The 17,586-nt window shown below is 71.4% G+C and carries 16 protein-coding genes; 7 read left to right on the top strand and 9 right to left on the bottom strand.

The window, feature by feature from the left end:
• The 5 genes from ACTWQE_RS12460 to ACTWQE_RS12440 all read right to left on the bottom strand — a co-directional run.
• On the bottom strand, positions 1 to 209 hold a 209-nt coding region (locus tag ACTWQE_RS12460; RefSeq protein ID WP_443328957.1), incomplete at its 3' end, for an FAD-dependent oxidoreductase.
• Between the two features lie 67 nt (positions 210 to 276).
• Complete coding sequence (locus tag ACTWQE_RS12455) at positions 277 to 1,242, bottom strand: amino acid ABC transporter permease (RefSeq protein WP_443328956.1); 966 nt, start codon at positions 1,240 to 1,242, stop codon at positions 277 to 279.
• Entirely contained in the window at positions 1,239 to 1,886 is a 648-nt protein-coding gene (locus ACTWQE_RS12450) for an amino acid ABC transporter permease (protein ID WP_443328955.1), read from the bottom strand. The genes ACTWQE_RS12455 and ACTWQE_RS12450 overlap by 4 nt, the downstream gene beginning before the upstream one ends.
• A gap of 138 nt (positions 1,887 to 2,024) precedes the next feature.
• Complete coding sequence (locus ACTWQE_RS12445; RefSeq protein ID WP_443328954.1) at positions 2,025 to 2,945, bottom strand: glutamate ABC transporter substrate-binding protein; 921 nt, start codon at positions 2,943 to 2,945, stop codon at positions 2,025 to 2,027.
• Positions 2,946 to 2,997: 52 nt separating this feature from the next.
• Entirely contained in the window at positions 2,998 to 3,774 is a 777-nt protein-coding gene (locus ACTWQE_RS12440; protein WP_443328953.1) for an amino acid ABC transporter ATP-binding protein, read from the bottom strand.
• Between the two features lie 286 nt (positions 3,775 to 4,060).
• Between ACTWQE_RS12440 and ACTWQE_RS12435 the strand changes: the two genes are divergently transcribed.
• Both ACTWQE_RS12435 and ACTWQE_RS12430 read left to right on the top strand, forming a co-directional pair.
• The gene (locus tag ACTWQE_RS12435) at positions 4,061 to 4,765 is read left to right on the top strand and encodes a response regulator transcription factor (RefSeq protein WP_443328952.1); all 705 of its coding nucleotides are present in this window, start codon (positions 4,061 to 4,063) and stop codon (positions 4,763 to 4,765) included.
• Between the two features lie 17 nt (positions 4,766 to 4,782).
• On the top strand, positions 4,783 to 6,192 hold the full coding sequence (locus ACTWQE_RS12430; protein ID WP_443328951.1) for an ATP-binding protein: 1,410 nt from the start codon (positions 4,783 to 4,785) through the stop codon (positions 6,190 to 6,192).
• A gap of 70 nt (positions 6,193 to 6,262) precedes the next feature.
• Here the strand turns inward: ACTWQE_RS12430 and ACTWQE_RS12425 are convergent, their stop codons facing one another.
• The 3 genes from ACTWQE_RS12425 to ACTWQE_RS12415 form a co-directional block, all read right to left on the bottom strand.
• On the bottom strand, positions 6,263 to 6,958 hold the full coding sequence (locus tag ACTWQE_RS12425; protein WP_443328950.1) for a neutral zinc metallopeptidase: 696 nt from the start codon (positions 6,956 to 6,958) through the stop codon (positions 6,263 to 6,265).
• A 174-nt stretch (positions 6,959 to 7,132) separates the two neighbouring features.
• On the bottom strand, positions 7,133 to 10,177 hold the full coding sequence (locus tag ACTWQE_RS12420) for an alpha-mannosidase (protein WP_443328949.1): 3,045 nt from the start codon (positions 10,175 to 10,177) through the stop codon (positions 7,133 to 7,135).
• 64 nt (positions 10,178 to 10,241) lie between these two features.
• Positions 10,242 to 11,267 carry a TAXI family TRAP transporter solute-binding subunit gene (locus ACTWQE_RS12415; RefSeq protein WP_443328948.1) on the bottom strand — a complete coding sequence of 342 codons (1,026 nt, stop codon included), beginning with the start codon at positions 11,265 to 11,267 and terminating at the stop codon, positions 10,242 to 10,244.
• 617 nt (positions 11,268 to 11,884) lie between these two features.
• Here ACTWQE_RS12415 and miaB point away from each other — a divergent pair.
• Positions 11,885 to 13,381, top strand: a complete 1,497-nt coding sequence (gene miaB, locus ACTWQE_RS12410) for a tRNA (N6-isopentenyl adenosine(37)-C2)-methylthiotransferase MiaB (protein ID WP_443328947.1) — start codon at positions 11,885 to 11,887, stop codon at positions 13,379 to 13,381.
• A gap of 122 nt (positions 13,382 to 13,503) precedes the next feature.
• Entirely contained in the window at positions 13,504 to 14,214 is a 711-nt protein-coding gene (locus tag ACTWQE_RS12405) for a class III extradiol dioxygenase subunit B-like domain-containing protein (protein ID WP_443328946.1), read from the top strand.
• Positions 14,215 to 14,284: 70 nt separating this feature from the next.
• Here ACTWQE_RS12405 and ACTWQE_RS12400 read toward each other — a convergent pair whose 3' ends face one another.
• Complete coding sequence (locus ACTWQE_RS12400) at positions 14,285 to 14,491, bottom strand: gliding motility protein (protein WP_443328945.1); 207 nt, start codon at positions 14,489 to 14,491, stop codon at positions 14,285 to 14,287.
• A gap of 181 nt (positions 14,492 to 14,672) precedes the next feature.
• Here ACTWQE_RS12400 and miaA point away from each other — a divergent pair, with 181 nt between their 5' ends.
• From miaA to dapF, 3 genes are all read left to right on the top strand, one after another.
• Positions 14,673 to 15,611 (top strand): tRNA (adenosine(37)-N6)-dimethylallyltransferase MiaA, encoded by a 939-nt coding sequence (gene miaA / locus ACTWQE_RS12395; protein WP_443328944.1) that lies wholly within the window; start codon positions 14,673 to 14,675, stop codon positions 15,609 to 15,611.
• Between the two features lie 107 nt (positions 15,612 to 15,718).
• Entirely contained in the window at positions 15,719 to 16,150 is a 432-nt protein-coding gene (locus ACTWQE_RS12390) for a hypothetical protein (protein WP_443328961.1), read from the top strand.
• 423 nt (positions 16,151 to 16,573) lie between these two features.
• A complete protein-coding gene (gene dapF, locus ACTWQE_RS12385) occupies positions 16,574 to 17,452 on the top strand; it encodes a diaminopimelate epimerase (RefSeq protein ID WP_443328943.1) in 879 nt (292 codons plus the stop codon).
• The last annotated feature ends 134 nt before the right edge of the window (positions 17,453 to 17,586 follow it).

Here is a 17,586-nt window from a genome sequence, read left to right as displayed (position 1 = left end):
GTACGGGCGGGGCGCGCCTCGGCCTGCTCCGTGCCCTCGTCCACCACCACGACCGGCACACCATGGCGGGTGAGGGCCAGGGCGAGGGAGAGCCCAATGGGCCCCGCCCCGACGACGATCACCGGGTCCACGACGCGTCTCCCCCACCGGTTCGGGACGTACGGAAGGAGACAAGGGGGGCCCGGTGCGCGATCACAGAAAGTATGCAACCCACTGCGGGTGTCCGCGTCAAGCGACGGTGGGCAGCGGCGCCGGCCGCCGCTGCCCACCGGGGCGTCAGTCCTTCGTCACAGGCGGCCCGTCGGGCCCCTCCGGCTCGCGCGGAGCGGGTGCGGCGCCGGTCCCGTCCGTCACGTCGAGCACTCCCGGCGCCTCGGCCGGCTCGGCGGCGGCGGCCACCGCGATACCGGTCTTCGCACGGCGTCCGCGCTTCTCGATCCAGGTGGCGAGGGAGGAGAGCGCCAGACACATCGCGACGTAGATGCAGCCGACGACGATGATCACCGGGACGTACGGGTTGTCCCCGTTCACGATGATGTTGCTCGCCATCTGGCGGGCGGCGTACAGCAGTTCCTCGTAGGTGATGATGTAGCCGAGCGAGGTGTCCTTCAGGGTCACGACGAGCTGGCTGATGATCGTGGGCAGCATCGCGCGTACGGCCTGCGGGAGGAGGACCGTGGTCATCACCTGGGTCTTGCTCATCCCCAGGGCGTAGGCGGCTTCCCGCTGGCCCTTCGGCACCGAGTTGATGCCTGCCCGGAGCACCTCCGCCTGGACCGTCCCGTTGTAGACGGTCAGTCCGATCACCAGGGCCCAGTACTCGGTGCTCTCGCCGATGAAGCCCAGGTCCGCCTTGTAGGTGAGGAAGAGCACCCACAGGACGTAGATGGTGATCAGCAGCGGTACGGCCCGGAAGAGCTCGATGAATCCGGTGGCCAGCCACCGCACGGGCCGGTGATCGGAGAGCCGTGCGACGGCGAGCAGCACACCCAGCACGACCGACAGCACCGCGGCCGCCGCGAAGACCTGGAGCGTGGTCAGCACACCGTCGCGGATCTTGGTCCGTACGCCGGCGTTGTTGAAGATGTCCCACATCTCCGGCTCGAGCTGGCCCTTGTCGGCCAGCCGGTAGATGCCGAAGGCGATGAGAGCGAGGACGGCGGCGGAGCCGGCCACGGTGTATATGCGGTTGCGGATCCGGGCCTTGGGGCCAGGGGCGTCGTAGAGGACGCTGGAACTCATCGCGCGACCTCCAGTCGGCGCTCCAGCAGCCGGAAGATGCCGCTGATGGTGAAGGTGACGACCAGGTAGGCGAGGGCCACCCAGAGGAAGATCCAGCCGATCGGGAAGCCCCGGTCGCTCAGCAGCTTCTGCACGCCGAAGAGCTCGGTGACACTGAACGCGCCCGCAATGGCGGTGTTCTTGGTCAGGGCGATGAAGATGCTGCTCAGCGGCGGGAGCACCGTCCGCGTGGCCTGCGGCAGGATCACGATCCGCAGAGTCTGGAAGAACGTCATGCCGATACTGCGGGCGGCTTCCGCCTGGCCGAGGGAGACCGTGTTGATGCCGGACCGGACGGCCTCGCAGACGAACGACGAGGTGTAGAAGCCGAGTGCGACAACGGCGGCCACGTACGGGCTCAGGCCCGCGAAGAGGATGGCCGGGACCACGAAGGTCACGACCAGGAACAGCAGCGTGAGCGGGGTGTTGCGCAGCAGGGTCACCCAGGCCGTGCCGAAGAACCGGAGCGGCGGCACGGGCGACACCCGGCAGCCGGCTATGAGCACGCCCAGCACCAGGGCGAGCACCGCGCTGGCCGCGGTCAGCGAGATGGTTCCGAGGAACCCTTCGCGGAACAGCGGTAGATGGTCGAGCAGTACGTTCATGAGGTCTCCGCGTCGGCGGGCATCGGGGTTCCCCGTGCCGGAGGCCGGGGGAGGACGGGCACGGGCCACCGCGCCCCGTACGTCCGCCTCGGCGGGCGTACGGGGCGGCGGGTGGTCACCGGTCGGGCCGGGTGGGCGTCAGTAGCGCTCGAGGGCCGGCGGCTCGGCGTACTTCGAGCCGGAGAGACCGAGCGTCGCGTCGTAGGCCTTCTTGTAGTCGCCGTTCTTGACATGGGCCTCGAGGGCATCGCTGATCGCGTCGCGCAGCGCCTTGTCGTCCTTGTTGAGCCCGACGCCGTACGGCTCCTCGGTGAACGGCTTGCCGACCACCTTGAGCTTGGTCGGGCGCTGGGCGGCGTAGCCCTTGAGGATCGCGTCATCGGTGGTGACCGCGTCGACCTGACCGTCGATCAGCTGCTTGACGCAGTCCGAGTACTTGGCGAGCTCGGTGACCTCGGCGCCGTACTGGGGCTTCTTGATCTCCTGGAGCGGGGTGGAGCCGACGATCGAGCAGACCTTCTTGCCCTTGACGCTCTCCTTGCCCTTGATGGACGAGTCGTCCTTGCGCACCAGGAGGTCGGCGCCCGCCTTGTAGTACGGGCCCGCGAAGCCGACCTGCTTCTTGCGCTCGTCGTTGATCGAGTAGGTGCCGACGTAGATGTCGACCTGGCCCTTGGAGATCGAGGTCTCGCGGACACCGGAGTCGACGGTCTTGAACGTGATCTGCTCCGGGGAGAAGCCGAGGTCGGCGGCGACCATCTTGGCGATCTCGATGTCGAATCCGGAGCGCTTGCCCTCGGTGTCCTCGAAGCCGAGGTAGGGCTGGTCCGCCTTGGAACCGATGACGATCTCGCCGCGCTTCTGCGCCTTCTTCAGCGTGGGCGAGTCCACCTTGACGTCCTTCGCCACCGTGTACGTCGGCAGCTTGGGGGCGTCCTTGCCGGACGGCGCGCCGCCCGGCTTGTCGCCGGCGGTCCCGGACTCGCCGCCACAGGCGGTCGCCGTCGCGGTGAGCGCGAACACCACAGCGGCCGCGGCCGCACTCCTACGGAGCTTCATCGTGAACATCCTTTGCGTCGTCGGACGTGGGCAGCTTGGGCAGTCGGGCCGGTCAGTGGTGCAGGATCTTCGACAGGAAGTCCTTGGCCCGGTCGCTGCGCGGGTTGTTGAAGAACTGGTCCGGCTGCGCCTCTTCGACGATCCGGCCATCGGCCATGAAGACGACGCGGTTCGCCGCGGATCGCGCGAAGCCCATCTCGTGGGTGACGACGACCATCGTCATACCCTCCCGGGCGAGCTGCTGCATGACCTCCAGCACCTCGTTGATCATCTCCGGGTCGAGCGCCGAGGTGGGCTCGTCGAAGAGCATCACCTTCGGGTCCATGGCCAGGGCGCGGGCGATCGCCACCCGCTGCTGCTGGCCACCGGAGAGCTGGGCCGGGTACTTGTCCGCCTGGGTGCCGACGCCGACCCGGTCGAGCAGGGCACGGGCCTTCTCCTCGGCCGCCTTCTTGTCCGCGCGCCGGACCTTGACCTGGCCCAGCATCACATTCTCCAGCACCGTCTTGTGTGCGAAGAGGTTGAACGACTGGAAGACCATCCCGACGTCCGCACGCAGCCGGGCGAGTTCACGGCCCTCCTGCGGCAGCGGCTTCCCGTCGATCGTGATGGCGCCGGAGTCGATCGTCTCCAGCCGGTTGATCGTGCGGCACAGCGTCGACTTGCCGGATCCGGACGGTCCGATGACCACGACGACCTCGCCGCGGGCGATGGTCAGATCGATGTCCTGGAGCACATGCAGCGCGCCGAAGTGCTTGTTGACGTTGTCCAGCACGACCAGGGGGTCCGCCGCGGGTGCGGCGTCCTTGGTCACCGATACTTCGGTCATCGGCTCTTGCTCCGTCCTCCTCGGTTGCGAGGACCTTAGTGAGCCGCGTGGATCAGCGTCATTACATCTGAGCGGAAATTGAGCATAACGATACGGCCACGCACCACGACGCTGGGTGACCGCGGAGGCGCCCGCCGGTCCGCATCCCTACCGGCTCCGTAACGGATGGCCGCTCACCGCCTGATCCCCCTTGACGTGCGGCGCCCCATCGGGCTGGATGCCCTGTGACCGCACCGACACACCACCGCATACGGCACCGCATCGCACCAGAGGGGAAGGGGGGCCGATGAGACTGTTGCTCGTCGAGGACGACAACCATGTCGCGGCCGCCCTGGCCGCGGTGCTCGCCCGGCACGGGTTCGAGGTCACCCACGCCCGCAGCGGTGAGGAGGCGCTGCAGGCGCTGCTGCCGGACACCGGCGCGCCCTTCGGGGTCGTACTCCTCGACCTCGGCCTGCCCGACCAGGACGGTTTCGAGGTCTGCGGCCGGATCCGCAAGCGCACCGCCACCCCCGTGATCATGGTGACGGCGCGCGCCGATGTGCGCTCCCGGATACACGGCTTGAACCTCGGCGCCGACGACTACGTGGTCAAGCCGTACGACACCGGAGAGCTGCTGGCCCGGATCCATGCGGTCAGCCGCCGCACCGTTCCCGGGGAGAGCGGTCCCGAGGACACCGACAGCGGCCCGGCCGAGCCGCTGCGCCTGGGCCCCGTGCTCATCGAACTCCCCACCCGGCAGGTGTCGGTGGACGGTACGTCCGTGCCGCTCACCCGCAAGGAGTTCGACCTCTTGGCGCTGCTCGCCCAGCGCCCCGGGGTCGTCTTCCGGCGCGAGCAGATCATCAGCGAGGTGTGGCGGACCAGCTGGGAGGGGACCGGCCGTACCCTCGAAGTGCACATCGCCTCCCTCCGCTCCAAGCTGCGGATGCCCGCCCTGATCGAGACGGTGCGCGGAGTGGGCTACCGCCTCGTCGCCCCGGCCGTCTGAAGGACGCGTACGGCCCGGTGCGCACCCGACTCCTCCCCCTGCTCATCGTCCTCATGGCGGGCGTGCTGCTCGCGCTGGGCTTCCCCCTCGCCGCGAGCCTGGCGGCGGCCGAGCAGCAGCGGGTGGTGGTCGACCGGATCGACGACACGGCCCGCTTCGCGGCCCTCGCCCAGTTCGTGACGGCCCGCCCCTCGGCGAGCAAGCCCGAGGACGAGGGCGGCCGGCTGGCCACGCTCCGCGCCGAACTCGCCCGCTACGACGATCTGTACGGGATACGGGCCGGGGTCTTCTACCGCGACCGGTCGGCGATGGCCGTCGCCCCGCACGGCTGGTCGGTGCCGGACGGGGGAGAGGGCGACCAGGCCTTCCGGGAGGCGCTGGCCGGCCGCCGCAGCCATGACCCGCGCCAGGTCTGGCCCTGGCAGCGCGGTCGGCTGGCCGTCGCCTCGCCCGTCGTCCGGGACGGCGATGTCGTCGCGGTCGTCGTCACCGACTCGCCCACCGGGCAGATGCGGTCGCGCATCCTCCACGGCTGGCTGCTCATCGGCGCGGGCGAGTGCGCCGCCATGCTGCTCGCGGTCGGCGCGGCCTTCCGCCTCACGGGCTGGGTGCTGCGGCCCGTACGCGTTCTGGACGCGGCCACCCACGACATCGCCACCGGCCGGATGAAGTCCCGGGTGGCGGCGGCGGGCGGGCCGCCGGAACTGCGCCGACTGGCGCGGTCCTTCAACGAGATGGCCGACAACGTCGAGGAAGTCCTCGAACAGCAGCGCGCGTTCGTCGCCGATGCCTCGCACCAGCTGCGCAACCCCCTTGCCGCGCTGTTGCTGCGCATCGAGCTGCTCGCACTGGAACTTCCCGACGGCAACGAGGAGATCGCCTCCGTCCGCACCGAGGGCAAACGCCTGGCCCGTGTCCTCGACGACCTCCTCGACCTGGCTCTCGCCGAGCACGCCGCGGCCGATCTGCAGCTGACCGATGTGGCGGCCCTGGCGGAGGAGCGGGTCGGCGCCTGGCGCCCGGTCGCCGACCGCAACGGGGTGGCGCTGGCCTACGAGGGACCGTCCGGGGCGACCGGATGGGCCGACCCGGTCGCCCTCTCCAGCGCGCTGGACGCCGTCGTCGACAACGCCCTCAAGTTCACCCCGGAGGACGCCGGGGTGACGGTCACCGCGGAGCACGACGGCAACACCGTACGCATCACGGTCGCGGACGGCGGCCCGGGGCTGACCGAGGAGGAGCTGACCCGGATCGGCGACCGCTTCTGGCGCAGCAGCCGGCACCAGAACGTCTCGGGGTCGGGCCTGGGCCTGTCCATCACCCGGGCGCTGCTCGCCGCGGGCGGGGCCTCGATGGCGTACGCGCCGAATGAGCCGGACGGGCTGAGGGTGACGATCACGGTGCCGCGGACGGCACCGCCGGGCTGACGTCGCGGGCGGGGACGAGCCGACGCCCCCGGCTCGGCGGGCGGCTCCTCGGCGGCGGGCCCGCGTACGGTCACGTCGGAAGACAGCCCTTCACCCCGTCCTGCGTACCGCGGGTGAAGGCCCCGATGCGCTCGGACGCGTCGCCGTGGTCGGAGGCCTTCGTCCACGGAGTGTCGTCGGCGAGCACTCCCAAGGCCTGGGCGAGTTCGTCGGTGTCGCCTTCCTCGAACCGCAGCATGCCGTCGGCCGCGGCCCCGAACAGCACCGCTCCCGCCAGACAGTCAGCCTGCAGCTCCAGCTGCAGAGCGACCAGTTGGGTGTCCAGCCGGTTCTGGACGGCATGCCCCCACTCATGGGCGATCACCAGATAGACCCATGCGTCCCCGGCCCGGTGCCCGGCGTTCATCAGGTCCACGTCCCAGGCGAGGAAGTCGCGTGCCGGGCAGTAGACCGCGTTGTCGTCCGCCAGCGGCTGTCCGCCGCACCGGGGCACGCTCGCAGCCGCGCCGTCGTAACCGCCGAGGATCCGCGGCGACCGGTACGTTCCGGTGAACAGCTCCGCCCAGTGCCGGTCCCAGTAGCGGTCGACGACCGACACCGCGGTGCCGATGTCCTCCTCGACGGGCTCCTCCGCGACGGCCGGAGGCGCCGGGGAGGTGGTCGTCGGCGGGGCCGTGGCGGGTGTGCGGTCGCCGGGCCGGACGTCGTCCGGCCCACTGCCGCCGCAGCCCACGGCAAGGGACACCATCAGCACGAGCACCGCCATCGGAGCGGCCCTCGCCCTCCAACACCAGGAAGCGGCCATCGCGGGCCTCCGTCCGGTCCCCTGCCGCTGTCCTTCCACCGAACCGTGCCCGCCTCGCGGGCGCAACCCCCCGACGGCCCGGCGCCGGTGCGCCGGGCCGGGTGGGACAGGCCCGGCCGCACAGCCGTGCCCTCCTCACCAGGGGAGGTCCTCCGTGCGCGGCGCCAGCCGCAGGGTCACGATCTCGAACGGCCGCAGCGCCAGTTCCACCGCTCCCTCCGCCGACAGTTCGTACGCGGGGGCTTCCGCCGACGGCCGTTCCAGGAGGTCCGTGCCGGTCACCGACGCCACCGGGAAACCGGCCGTGAGCGTGGCCGCGGCCCGGCCGCCGGCCGACTCGTAGAGCCGCACCACCACGGCTCCGCTGCGGTCCTCGGCCAGCTTGACCGTCTCCAGGACCACCTGGTCGTTGTCCACGGACACCAGTGGCTCCACCGGAGCGGACCCCGGCGCAGTCCGCTCCGGCAGATTGATCCAGTGGCCCTCGCGGACCGCGTCGCCCACCGACGCTCCCGGCGCGAGCGCGTAGCGCAGCCGGTGCCGGCCCTGGTCGGTCTCCGGGTCCGGATAGCGGGGGGCACGCAGCAGCGACAGCCGTACGGTCGTGGTCTGCCCGCCGTCCTCCCGTACGTCACGGGTGACGTCATGGCCGTACGTCGAGTCGTTCACCAGCGCCGCGCCCCAGCCGGGCTCCTCGACCTGGATCCAGCGGTGCGCGCAGATCTCGAACTTCGCCGCGTCCCAGGAGGTGTTGGTGTGCGTGGCGCGGAAGACATGGCCGAACTGCGTCTCCGCGGCGGACCGGTCCGCCTTCACATCCAGCGGGAACGCCGCCTTGAGGAACTTTTCCGTCTCATGCCAGTCGACCTCGGTGTCGATGTCGAGCACCTTCGCGCCCGAGCGCAGCGCGAGCCGCTGCACCACCGACGAGGCGCCGAAGGAGCGGGTGACGCTCAGCACGACCCGGTCCTCGCCCTCCTCCTCGACCGACAGCTCGTCGAGCTCCACCAGATCCGTGACGCGGTGACGGTAGAAGGCGTCCACGTCCCAGGCGTCCCACATGTTGGGGAAGTCCGGGTGGATCTGGAGAAGGTTCGCGGCCAGGCCGGGCGCCACCGCCTCGCGCCGGGCGGTCAGGTCGTACACCGAGACGACCAGGCCGCGCCCGTCGACCTCGATCCGCAGCAGACCGTTGGCGAGCACGACGCCGCCGCCTTCGCGCTCGCCGACGGTGACCGGCTCTCCGGTACGGCCCGGTTCGACGGCCGCACCGCCGGCGGGCACACCGCGCCGGGCATGCGGAGCGGCGTTGAAGACGACCGTCCCTTCCCCGCCGCCGGTCAAGGCACGCTGCGCGGCGACCGTGATCGCGGTCAGTTCCTGGTGCACGCGCGCGTACGTCGCGCGTGCCTCCCGGTGCACCCAGGCGATCGACGAACCGGGGAGGATGTCGTGGAACTGGTGCAGCAGCACCGTCTTCCAGATCCGCTCCAGATCCTCGTAGGGGTAGGCGTAGTCCGGGACGCGGACCGCGGCCGTCGCCGCCCACAGCTCCGCCTCCCGCAGCAGCGACTCGCTGTACCGGTTCCCCTGCTTCGTCTTCGCCTGCGAGGTGTAGGTCCCGCGGTGCAGCTCGAGATACAGCTCGCCCACCCAGACGGGGGCGCCCGGGTACTCCGCGTGCGCCTCCTCGAAGAAGGCCGACGGCTTCTCCACGGTGACCCTCGGCGAGCCTTCCAGATTCCCCAGTCGCCTGGCCCGCGCCAGCATCTCGCGGGTCGGGCCGCCGCCGCCGTCACCCCAGCCGAAGGGCGCCAGCGAGCGCGAGCCGCCGCCCTTCTCCCGGTAGTTGCGGGCGGCGTGGGCCAACTGCCCGCCGCCGAGGTCGGAGTTGTAGGTGTCCACCGGCGGGAAGTGGGTGAAGACACGGGTCCCGTCGATCCCCTCCCACCAGAAGGTGTGGTGCGGGAAGGCATTGGCCTGGTTCCAGGAGATCTTCTGGGTCAGAAACCACGTCGACCCCGAGAGCTTCACGATCTGGGGCATCGCGGCGGTGTAGCCGAAGGAGTCGGGCAGCCACACCTCCTGGGTGTCGATGCCGAACTCGTCGAGGAAGAACTTCTTCCCGTACAGGAACTGCCGCGCCATCGCCTCGCCGCCGACCATATTGGTGTCGGACTCCACCCACATGCCGCCGACGGGCACGAACTGCCCTTGGCTGACTTTCTTCTTGACCTTGGCGTAGACCTCGGGCCGGTGCTCCTTGACCCAGGCCAGCTGCTGGGCCTGCGACATCGCGAAGACGAACTCCGGATGGTCGTCCATCAGACCGACCACATTGGAGCAAGTGCGCGCCACCTTCCGGACCGTCTCCCGCAGGGGCCACAGCCACGCGGAGTCGATGTGCGCGTGCCCGACCGCGCTGATCCGGTGCGCGGACGCGTTCGCGGGCGAGGCGAGGACACCGGCCAGCGGGTCACGCGCGCGTGCCGCCGAGCCGGGGACGTCGGCCAGGTCCACGGCGTCCAGGGAACGCTCGACGGCGCGCAGCAGTTCCCAGCGCCGCGCGTCGCCCTCCGACAGCTGTGTCATCAACCCGCCCAGGACCTCCAGGTCCTGGACCAGCTCCCAGACCTCCTCCTCGAAGACGGCGAGGTCCATCCGGGCGATCCTGTAGAGAGGCTCGTCGCTCGCCGTGAGCCGGTCCCCCTGATGGGTGGGTGTCTGACCGGCGAGGACGGGGTTCGAGGCCGCCTCGATGTACAGCAGCACCTCTTCGCCGCCCCGGACGCGGTCGCCGACACGCACCCAGTCGTTGAGCGGATGGAGCGCCTTCACGGCCTCCCCGTCGGGCCGGTGGACCAGCCCCTCGCACTGGAACCCGGGCATCTGCCGGTCGAAGCCCAGATCGAGTACGGCCTCGACGGCCCGCCCCTGCCAGCTGTGCGGGACCGTGCCGCCGACCTTGAACCATGTGGTGCCCCAGGCCCGGCCCCACGGCTCACCCGCCCGCGCCGGCCGGTACACGGCCGCCAGCCCCTCGGAGACCGGCACCGGCTCGCCGGGAGCGTCCCACCGCTCGATGGTGAGCGGTACGGGGCCGCTGTGGACGGCGGGCCGGAGGCGTTCGGTGAGGACACGGCTCAGACGGGCTTCGACGATGCTGCGGTCGTCATGCATGACGCGGCTCCGATGTCTCGGTGACGGACGTCGGCTCGGTCATGTCCCTGACCGAGCGTGCTGATCAGGACTTGACCGAGCGGTAATAGCGGCGGGCGCCCTCGTGCAGCTCCAGGGGGTCGGTGAAGATCGCCGTCCGCAGGTCGACCAGCTGCGCCGCATGGACCTGGCTGCCGATCCGGTCGCGGCTGTCGATCACCGTCCGGGTGATCCCCTCGGTGAGCCCCGGCTCCGTACGGTCCGTGGTCACCAGCAGATTGGCCACCGCCACGGTCTTCACGGCCCGGCCGTCCTGCACCTCGGGGTACGCGTCCGCCGGCATGACCGCGGCGCGGTAATAACGTGTGGCCGGGCCCTGGGCCTGCAGCTCGTCGCTGAGGTCACCGAGCTGGACGAGACGGACGTCGAAGTCGTCGGCCAGACCGGAGACGGCGCCGGTCGGCAGCCCGCCGGACCAGAAGAAGGCGTCGATCCTGCCCTCGCGCATCAGATCGGGCATCTTGTCGATGCCCACCCGGACCGGATCGATGTCCTTGTCGACGTCGAGACCCGCGGCCTTGAGTAGCCGGCCCGCTATGAGGCTCACCCCGGAGCCGGGCTGCCCGATGGCGACCCGGCGCCCGCGCAGATCCGCGGCGCTCCTCACCCGCGAGCCGGCGGGGACCACCAGTTGCATGTAGTCGTCGTACAAGCGGGCGCAGGCCCGGAGCCGGTCCGCGTGCCTGCCCCCCTGGTCGCGATAGGCGGCGACGGCGTCCGCCGTGGCGATGGTGAAGCTCGCCTCGCCGGAGACGAGCCGCTCGATGTTCTGGACGGACCCCTCGCTGTACTGCAGGCGCATCTCCACGTCGGGCAGGTCCCGGGCCAGATGCCGCTTGAGCAACTCGCCGTACCGCGCGTACACCCCGGTGGGCACCCCCGTCGTGAACGCCACCGTGCCGTGCGGCGACGGCGCCTTGCCGAACGGCAGCAGCCACCACAGCAGCAGCGCCAGCGCGGCGGCCGCCGCGACGGCGGCCTGCACCACGCGGCGCCGGCCCATGCACAGGGCGGCCGCGCGGCTGCCGATGCGGGGGAGAGCGGGAGCCATGCGCGTGATCCTGCCAGCTCACCGCCTGGGAGGACCAGAGGTCGCCCGAGCATCCCCCGAAGGAGGGCGGAGACACGCTGGACGGCATGCCCGAGCAGAGGGACCCGCGCCACGACGTCCCGCACCACCGCTCCAATAGCCGCACGGGGGGCGCGGGGGTCGTACCGGTGGCCGCCGCGTGCGCGCGGCGCGGACATGACGGATGACAACGGTCCCGCGCCGCCGTATCCGTCCCGGAGTCGCCGACCAGCGTGCACGGACTCCACCGCCGCCTCCGCTCCCGCAAGAAAACACTGCCTGCCGACAGCGGATCTGCCAGTGCCGCACCGCCCGGAGACCGGAGCGCGGACGGCGCGGACATCATGGATCGCGCGGACGCCGGTGGCGCCCGTGACGGCGGCCGCGGCTCCGGGAGCGGTCCGGGCGGGCGGAACACCGGGCCCTGCGCGAGGAGGGCGGGTCCGCGCCGTCGTGGCCTGTCGTTCCACGTCGGGCAGGGGTCCCCGACCCGGAGCCCCGCGCCGGGGGCGGCCCCGGATCCCGGCGGCTCCGGGCCCGCACGCCCCGGCGGGACTCCGAGGTCGGGGGGCACCCCAGGCACCGCCTACCCTGGTGGCATGACCGCGCAGGACGCCCTTGGCCGTAGCTACGAGATCCGCACCTACGGGTGCCAGATGAATGTCCACGACTCCGAACGGCTCTCCGGCCTGCTGGAGGACGCCGGGTATGTGCGTGCGCCCGAAGGCCATTCCGAGGGGGAGGCCGACATCGTCGTCTTCAACACCTGCGCGGTGCGGGAGAACGCCGACAACCGGCTGTACGGCAACCTCGGCCGGCTCGCCCCGATCAAGGCGAAGCGGCCCGGGATGCAGATCGCCGTCGGCGGCTGTCTCGCCCAGAAGGACCGCGACACCATCGTGAAGCGGGCTCCGTGGGTCGACGTCGTGTTCGGGACGCACAACATCGGCAGCCTGCCGGTGCTGCTCGAGCGGGCGCGCGTCCAGGAGGAGGCGCAGGTCGAGATCGCCGAGTCGCTGGAGGCGTTCCCCTCGACCCTGCCGACGCGGCGCGAGTCCGCGTACGCGGCGTGGGTCTCCATCTCGGTCGGCTGCAACAACACCTGCACCTTCTGCATCGTCCCCGCGCTGCGCGGCAAGGAGAAGGACCGGCGGCCGGGGGACATCCTCGCCGAGGTCGAGACGCTGGTCGCCGAGGGCGTCACCGAGATCACACTGCTCGGGCAGAACGTCAACGCCTACGGGTCCGACATCGGCGACCGGGAGGCGTTCAGCAAGCTGCTGCGGGCGTGCGGTGCCATCGACGGGCTGGAGCGGGTCCGCTTCACCTCCCCGCATCCGCGTGATTTCACGGACGATGTGATCAGCGCGATGGCGGAGACGCCGAACGTCATGCCGCAGCTGCACATGCCGCTCCAGTCCGGCTCGGACACCGTCCTCAAGGCGATGCGCCGCTCCTACCGGCAGGACCGCTACCTCGGGATCATCGAGAAGGTGCGCGCCGCGATGCCCGACGCCGCGATCTCGACCGACATCATCGTCGGCTTCCCCGGCGAGACGGAGGAGGACTTCGAGCAGACCATGCACGTCGTGCGGGAGGCGCGCTTCGCCCAGGCGTTCACCTTCCAGTACTCCAAGCGCCCCGGAACCCCGGCCGCGGAGATGGACGGACAGATCCCCAAGGAGGTCGTACAGGCGCGCTACGAGCGTCTGGTGGCCCTCCAGGAGGAGATCAGCTGGGCGGAGAACAAGAAGCAGGTCGGGCGGACGCTGGACGTGCTCGTCGCGGAGGGCGAGGGCCGCAAGGACGACGCCACGCACCGGCTCTCCGGCCGTGCCCCGGACAACCGCCTCGTGCACTTCGCCCGGCCCGCGGAGCCGGTCCGCCCGGGCGATGTCGTCGAGGTGGAGATCACCTACGCCGCGCCGCACCACCTGCTGGCCGAGGGCCCGGCGAAGGGTGTCCGGCGCACCCGCGCGGGCGACGCCTGGGAGCGCCGAAACGCGGCACCTCAGAAGGCGTCCGGGGTGATGCTGGGCCTGCCGACGGTGGGGGTTCCGGCTCCGCTCCCGGCGGTGACGGGCGGCTGCGCCTGAGGAGCAGTCCTGCCCTCGGCAAAGCCCACCGGCGCGCCGGTCGCTTCGATGCCGGCCCGGAAAGCTTCACCGCAGGTCGACAGCCCAGCAGGGCGGCGTCCGGGCGAGCGTAGGGTGCGGGCATGCTTGCCGCAGCCGCTGTCTCACCCTTCCCGCCGCTCCTCGTACCCGACGTCGCCGCCGGTGCGGCACCCGAGCTCGACGCCCTCCGTGCCGCCTGCTCCGACGCCATCGCCGTACTGGCCGCCGCGCGCCCCGACCGGCTGGTCGTGATCGGCCCGGCCGACCAGGCCGGAGGCGGGCCCCACCCGCAGGGTGCGACCGGCTCCTTCCGGAGCTTCGGTGTCGACCGGGAGGTCCGGCTCGGAGCGGCGGACACCGCCCCCGTACGGCAGCTCCCGCTGTCGCTCGCGGTGGCCGCGTGGCTCCTGGAACGAACCGGGTGGTCCGCGGCCCCCCTCCAGGGCCTCGGGGTCGGCGAGCCCCTCGCCGCGGACCGCTGCGCCCAGGTGGGGCGGGAGCTGGCGGCCGGCGCCGAGCGAGTAGCTCTGCTGGTGATGGGGGACGGCACCGCCTGCCGGACCCTCAAGGCTCCCGGCTATCTCGACGAGCGGGCCGCCGGCTTCGACGCCGAGGTCGCACGGGCGCTCGGCGCTGCGGACACCGCCGGGCTCCTCGCTCTCGACGAGGAGCTGGCGTACGAGCTGAAAGCCGCCGGCCGCGCTCCCTGGCAGATGCTCGCGGGAGCGGGCGAAGGGGCCGGGCTGGCGGGCGAGTTGCTGTACGACGACGCCCCGTACGGCGTGGGCTACTTCGTCGCCGCCTGGTCGTAGAGACGCGGACGGCCGCGAGGCACGCGGCTTCGCGGCCGTCCGCCGACGGGTGCGGTTCCCTCGAGCGGGATTACTGACGGGCGCCTTCACCGGCCTCGCTGTCGGCGGCTTCTTCCGCGGACTGCTGCTTGGGGATCTCGACCCCGTCGGACGACTTCGAGGTCTCCCCCGAGGCGTCAACCGCGGCCTCGGCGGATCCCTTCGTCTGGGTGGCGGCTGTCGCCTCCTCGGTTGACGCCGTGGAGGAACGACGGCGGAACCTTGCAAACACACCCATATCTACTCCATACCTACTCGTGTGAGCGATATCCCGCGCTGCCCGGAGCGTCCCATTGCGTCGCCCTGCGGCACCGGTCCGTAAACCGGCTGGCGGAACCTCGCAACACGCAACGACCCCGGAAGCGGGTCGTCACGTAGCTCATTCGAGGAGAGACGGGGAGGTTTGCGAGACTGTGGCAGTGAGCAGCACAGCGCCCGCGCCCCGGGTCATCGCCGTTGTCGGACCCACTGCGGCCGGAAAATCCGACCTAGGGGTCTCCCTCGCCCAGTGCCTCGACGGCGAGGTGATCAACGCGGACTCCATGCAGTTGTACCGGGGCATGGACATCGGCACCGCCAAACTGACGACCGCCGAACGCCAAGGGGTGCCGCACCGGCTGCTCGACATCTGGGACGTCACCGAGACCGCGAGCGTCGCCGAGTACCAGCGACTGGCACGGGCGGAGATCGACCGGCTGCTGGCCGAGGGCCGCACCCCGGTGCTCGTCGGCGGGTCCGGCCTCTACGTGCGCGGAGCGATCGACGCGCTGGAGTTCCCGGGCACCGACCCCGAGGTACGCGCCCGTCTGGAGGCCGAGTTGCTGGCGGAGGGGACAGGTCCGCTCCACGCCCGGCTGGCGGCCGCCGACCCCGAGGCCGGCAGGGCGATCCTGCCCAGCAACGGTCGGCGCATCGTCCGGGCCCTGGAGGTCATCGAGATCACCGGCCGCCCCTTCACCGCCAACCTCCCGGGCCACGAATCGATTTACGACACCGTCCAGATCGGGGTGGACGTCGAGCGGCCGGAACTGGACGAGCGCATCACTACGCGCGTGGACCGGATGTGGGACGAGGGCCTCGTCGAAGAGGTCCGCACCTTGGAAGCCGCCGGTCTCCGCGAGGGGCGCACCGCCTCCCGCGCCCTCGGCTACCAGCAGGTACTCGCCTTTCTGTCGGGCGAGTGCACGGAAGATGAGGCGCGTGCCGAGACCGTACGCGCCACCAAGCGCTTCGCGCGCCGTCAGGACTCGTGGTTCCGCCGGGATCCCCGGGTGAACTGGCTCAGCGGGGCCGCGGAGAGCCGGCCGGAACTTCAGGGGCACGCGTTGACGTTGGTCGAACGAGCGGTCACAGCCTGATCACGTGATGGCATCGGGACGCTCCGGGCGCCTTCCGGGCCTCGGAGGCCGTGTCATCATCGACCTTCGATCGAGCTGTGATGTCTGAGTTGGGAGGGCGCGTGGCAATGGAGGCCGGCCCTCGCGACAAACCACATCAGCCGCAGGACGAGGAGTCGGAGGAGCTCACTCCGGACGGTCCCGAGAACGAGACCCCCGGCGGCGAGTCCTTCCGCGAGCTGCGTCCGCCGCGGCGGCTGCGGATCTGGCAGCTCGCCCCGATCGTCGCCCTCGCGGCCGCGGGCTCGTTGATGTTCGCCTTCCCGCTCGCCTTCGAATTCGGTGACGGCGGGGCGGTGGTGGCGATGCTCGGCCTGCTGATCAGCAGTTGCGCGGCGGGCTGGGGCATGATGGCCGCCCGGCGTGTCGGCCTCACATGGCCGGGGTTTCCGCCGCGCGGCTCGGACAAGCGTCCGGACTGGCGCGTCATCGTCCTGTACGCGCTGGTGGTCGGGACGGTAGTGGCCCTGGCGATCTGGCGCGTGGCCCGCCTCCGCTGACCACCCGGCCCCACCCCGTTCGGGGCCAGGCGCCTCTTCATGGCACCTCGCTCCACCTGCCCACCCGAACCGCCGGACCTACGGTGCGCGGAAGCCGCCCCAGGCCCGGCCCCCGGCGCACCGGGCCACCGGTGGAGGCCGGCTGGACCGACGGGGGGCACCGGCGGAGGGGATGGGGGCGTAGGGGTGGGGTTCTGGCAACCTGGGGGTCCCCCGTGCCGAAGGCCAGGGGAGTACGTGTGGACCGCCGGGCCCGTCGATAGAGGTTCCAGGACTCCCCGCCCCGGAGGTCCCGGCCCCGGCACCGCGAAGGGACCGCACCGGGAAGGGACCTGCACCCGTCAAGAGACCCCAGGAGCGGCACCACGCCTCCCAGCCACCGCGGCAGCGGCCCAGCGGTGAGCGGCCCCGTACCATCGTGGCGTGAGCACCGCGCGGATCCCCTTCCTCAAAGGTCATGGCACCGAGAACGACTTCGTGATCGTTCCCGACCCCGACAACGCCCTCGACCTGCCCGCCGCCGTCGTGGCGCGGCTCTGCGACCGGCGAGCCGGGATCGGCGGGGACGGTCTGCTGCACGTCGTACGGTCCGCTGCCCACCCCGAGGCCGCGGCGATGGCCGCCGAGGCCGAGTGGTTCATGGACTACCGCAACGGCGACGGCAGCATCGCGGAGATGTGCGGCAACGGCGTACGCGTCTTCGCGCGCTACCTCCGGCGTGCGGACCTGGTGGACGAAGGGGACCTGGCGGTCGCCACCCGGGCCGGGGTCCGGAAGGTGCACATCGCCAAGGGCTCCGACGGTGACATCACCGTGGACATGGGCCGGGCGCTCCTCCCGGACGGCGAGGTCACGGTCGCGGTCGGGGACCGCCGCTGGCCCGCGCGCCATGTCAACATGGGAAACCCGCACGCGGTCGCGTTCGTCGAGGACATCGCCCACGCGGGCGACCTGCTCACCGCTCCGCCGGTCGAGCCCGCGTCCGCGTACCCCGAGGGCACGAACGTCGAGTTCGTCGTGGACCGCGGCCCCGGCCATGTCGCGATGCGTGTCCATGAGCGTGGCTCCGGCGAGACCCGCTCCTGCGGTACCGGAGCGTGCGCCGTCATGGTCGCCGCCGCCCGGCGCGACGGCGTGGACCCGGCCGCGACCGGCCGCCCCGTAACGTACACGGTGGACCTCCCGGGCGGTCGCCTGGTGGTCTCCGAGCACCCCGACGGCCGTATCGAGATGACCGGTCCTGCCGTGATCGTGGCCGAAGGCGTGATCGACCCGGAGTGGATCGCAACCGCTTTCGTCTGATTCCTCGCTCGAATGGGTGATCCGTTTCACGCTGAGCGAGAGCTGGTCTCCCGTGCGTGATGGGCTCGATAGCATCAAGCACCGGCCTGGGCGTCGGGCACCGGCCCAGCCCCCCGCCGGTCGATGCCGCCGGA

Origin of the sequence: Streptomyces sp. 8N706 (assembly GCF_052245415.1) — a bacterium.
Classification (GTDB): Bacteria; Actinomycetota; Actinomycetes; order Streptomycetales; family Streptomycetaceae; genus Streptomyces.
The sequence above is the reverse complement of the archived record's forward strand: the minus strand, read 5'-3'. Positions and strand labels throughout refer to the sequence as shown.

Excerpts from the sequence above, each read along its gene's own strand:
- ACTWQE_RS12455 (WP_443328956.1), bottom strand. The coding sequence starts at position 1,242 with ATGAGTTCCAGCGTCCTCTACGACGCCCCTGGCCCCAAGGCCCGGATC.
- ACTWQE_RS12450 (WP_443328955.1), bottom strand. The coding sequence starts at position 1,886 with ATGAACGTACTGCTCGACCATCTACCGCTGTTCCGCGAAGGGTTCCTC.
- ACTWQE_RS12445 (WP_443328954.1), bottom strand. The coding sequence starts at position 2,945 with ATGAAGCTCCGTAGGAGTGCGGCCGCGGCCGCTGTGGTGTTCGCGCTC.
- ACTWQE_RS12440 (WP_443328953.1), bottom strand. The coding sequence starts at position 3,774 with ATGACCGAAGTATCGGTGACCAAGGACGCCGCACCCGCGGCGGACCCC.
- ACTWQE_RS12435 (WP_443328952.1), top strand. The coding sequence starts at position 4,061 with ATGAGACTGTTGCTCGTCGAGGACGACAACCATGTCGCGGCCGCCCTG.
- ACTWQE_RS12425 (WP_443328950.1), bottom strand. The coding sequence starts at position 6,958 with ATGGCGGTGCTCGTGCTGATGGTGTCCCTTGCCGTGGGCTGCGGCGGC.
- ACTWQE_RS12420 (WP_443328949.1), bottom strand. The coding sequence starts at position 10,177 with ATGCATGACGACCGCAGCATCGTCGAAGCCCGTCTGAGCCGTGTCCTC.
- ACTWQE_RS12415 (WP_443328948.1), bottom strand. The coding sequence starts at position 11,267 with ATGGCTCCCGCTCTCCCCCGCATCGGCAGCCGCGCGGCCGCCCTGTGC.
- miaB (WP_443328947.1), top strand. The coding sequence starts at position 11,885 with ATGACCGCGCAGGACGCCCTTGGCCGTAGCTACGAGATCCGCACCTAC.
- ACTWQE_RS12405 (WP_443328946.1), top strand. The coding sequence starts at position 13,504 with ATGCTTGCCGCAGCCGCTGTCTCACCCTTCCCGCCGCTCCTCGTACCC.
- ACTWQE_RS12400 (WP_443328945.1), bottom strand. The coding sequence starts at position 14,491 with ATGGGTGTGTTTGCAAGGTTCCGCCGTCGTTCCTCCACGGCGTCAACC.
- ACTWQE_RS12390 (WP_443328961.1), top strand. The coding sequence starts at position 15,719 with ATGGAGGCCGGCCCTCGCGACAAACCACATCAGCCGCAGGACGAGGAG.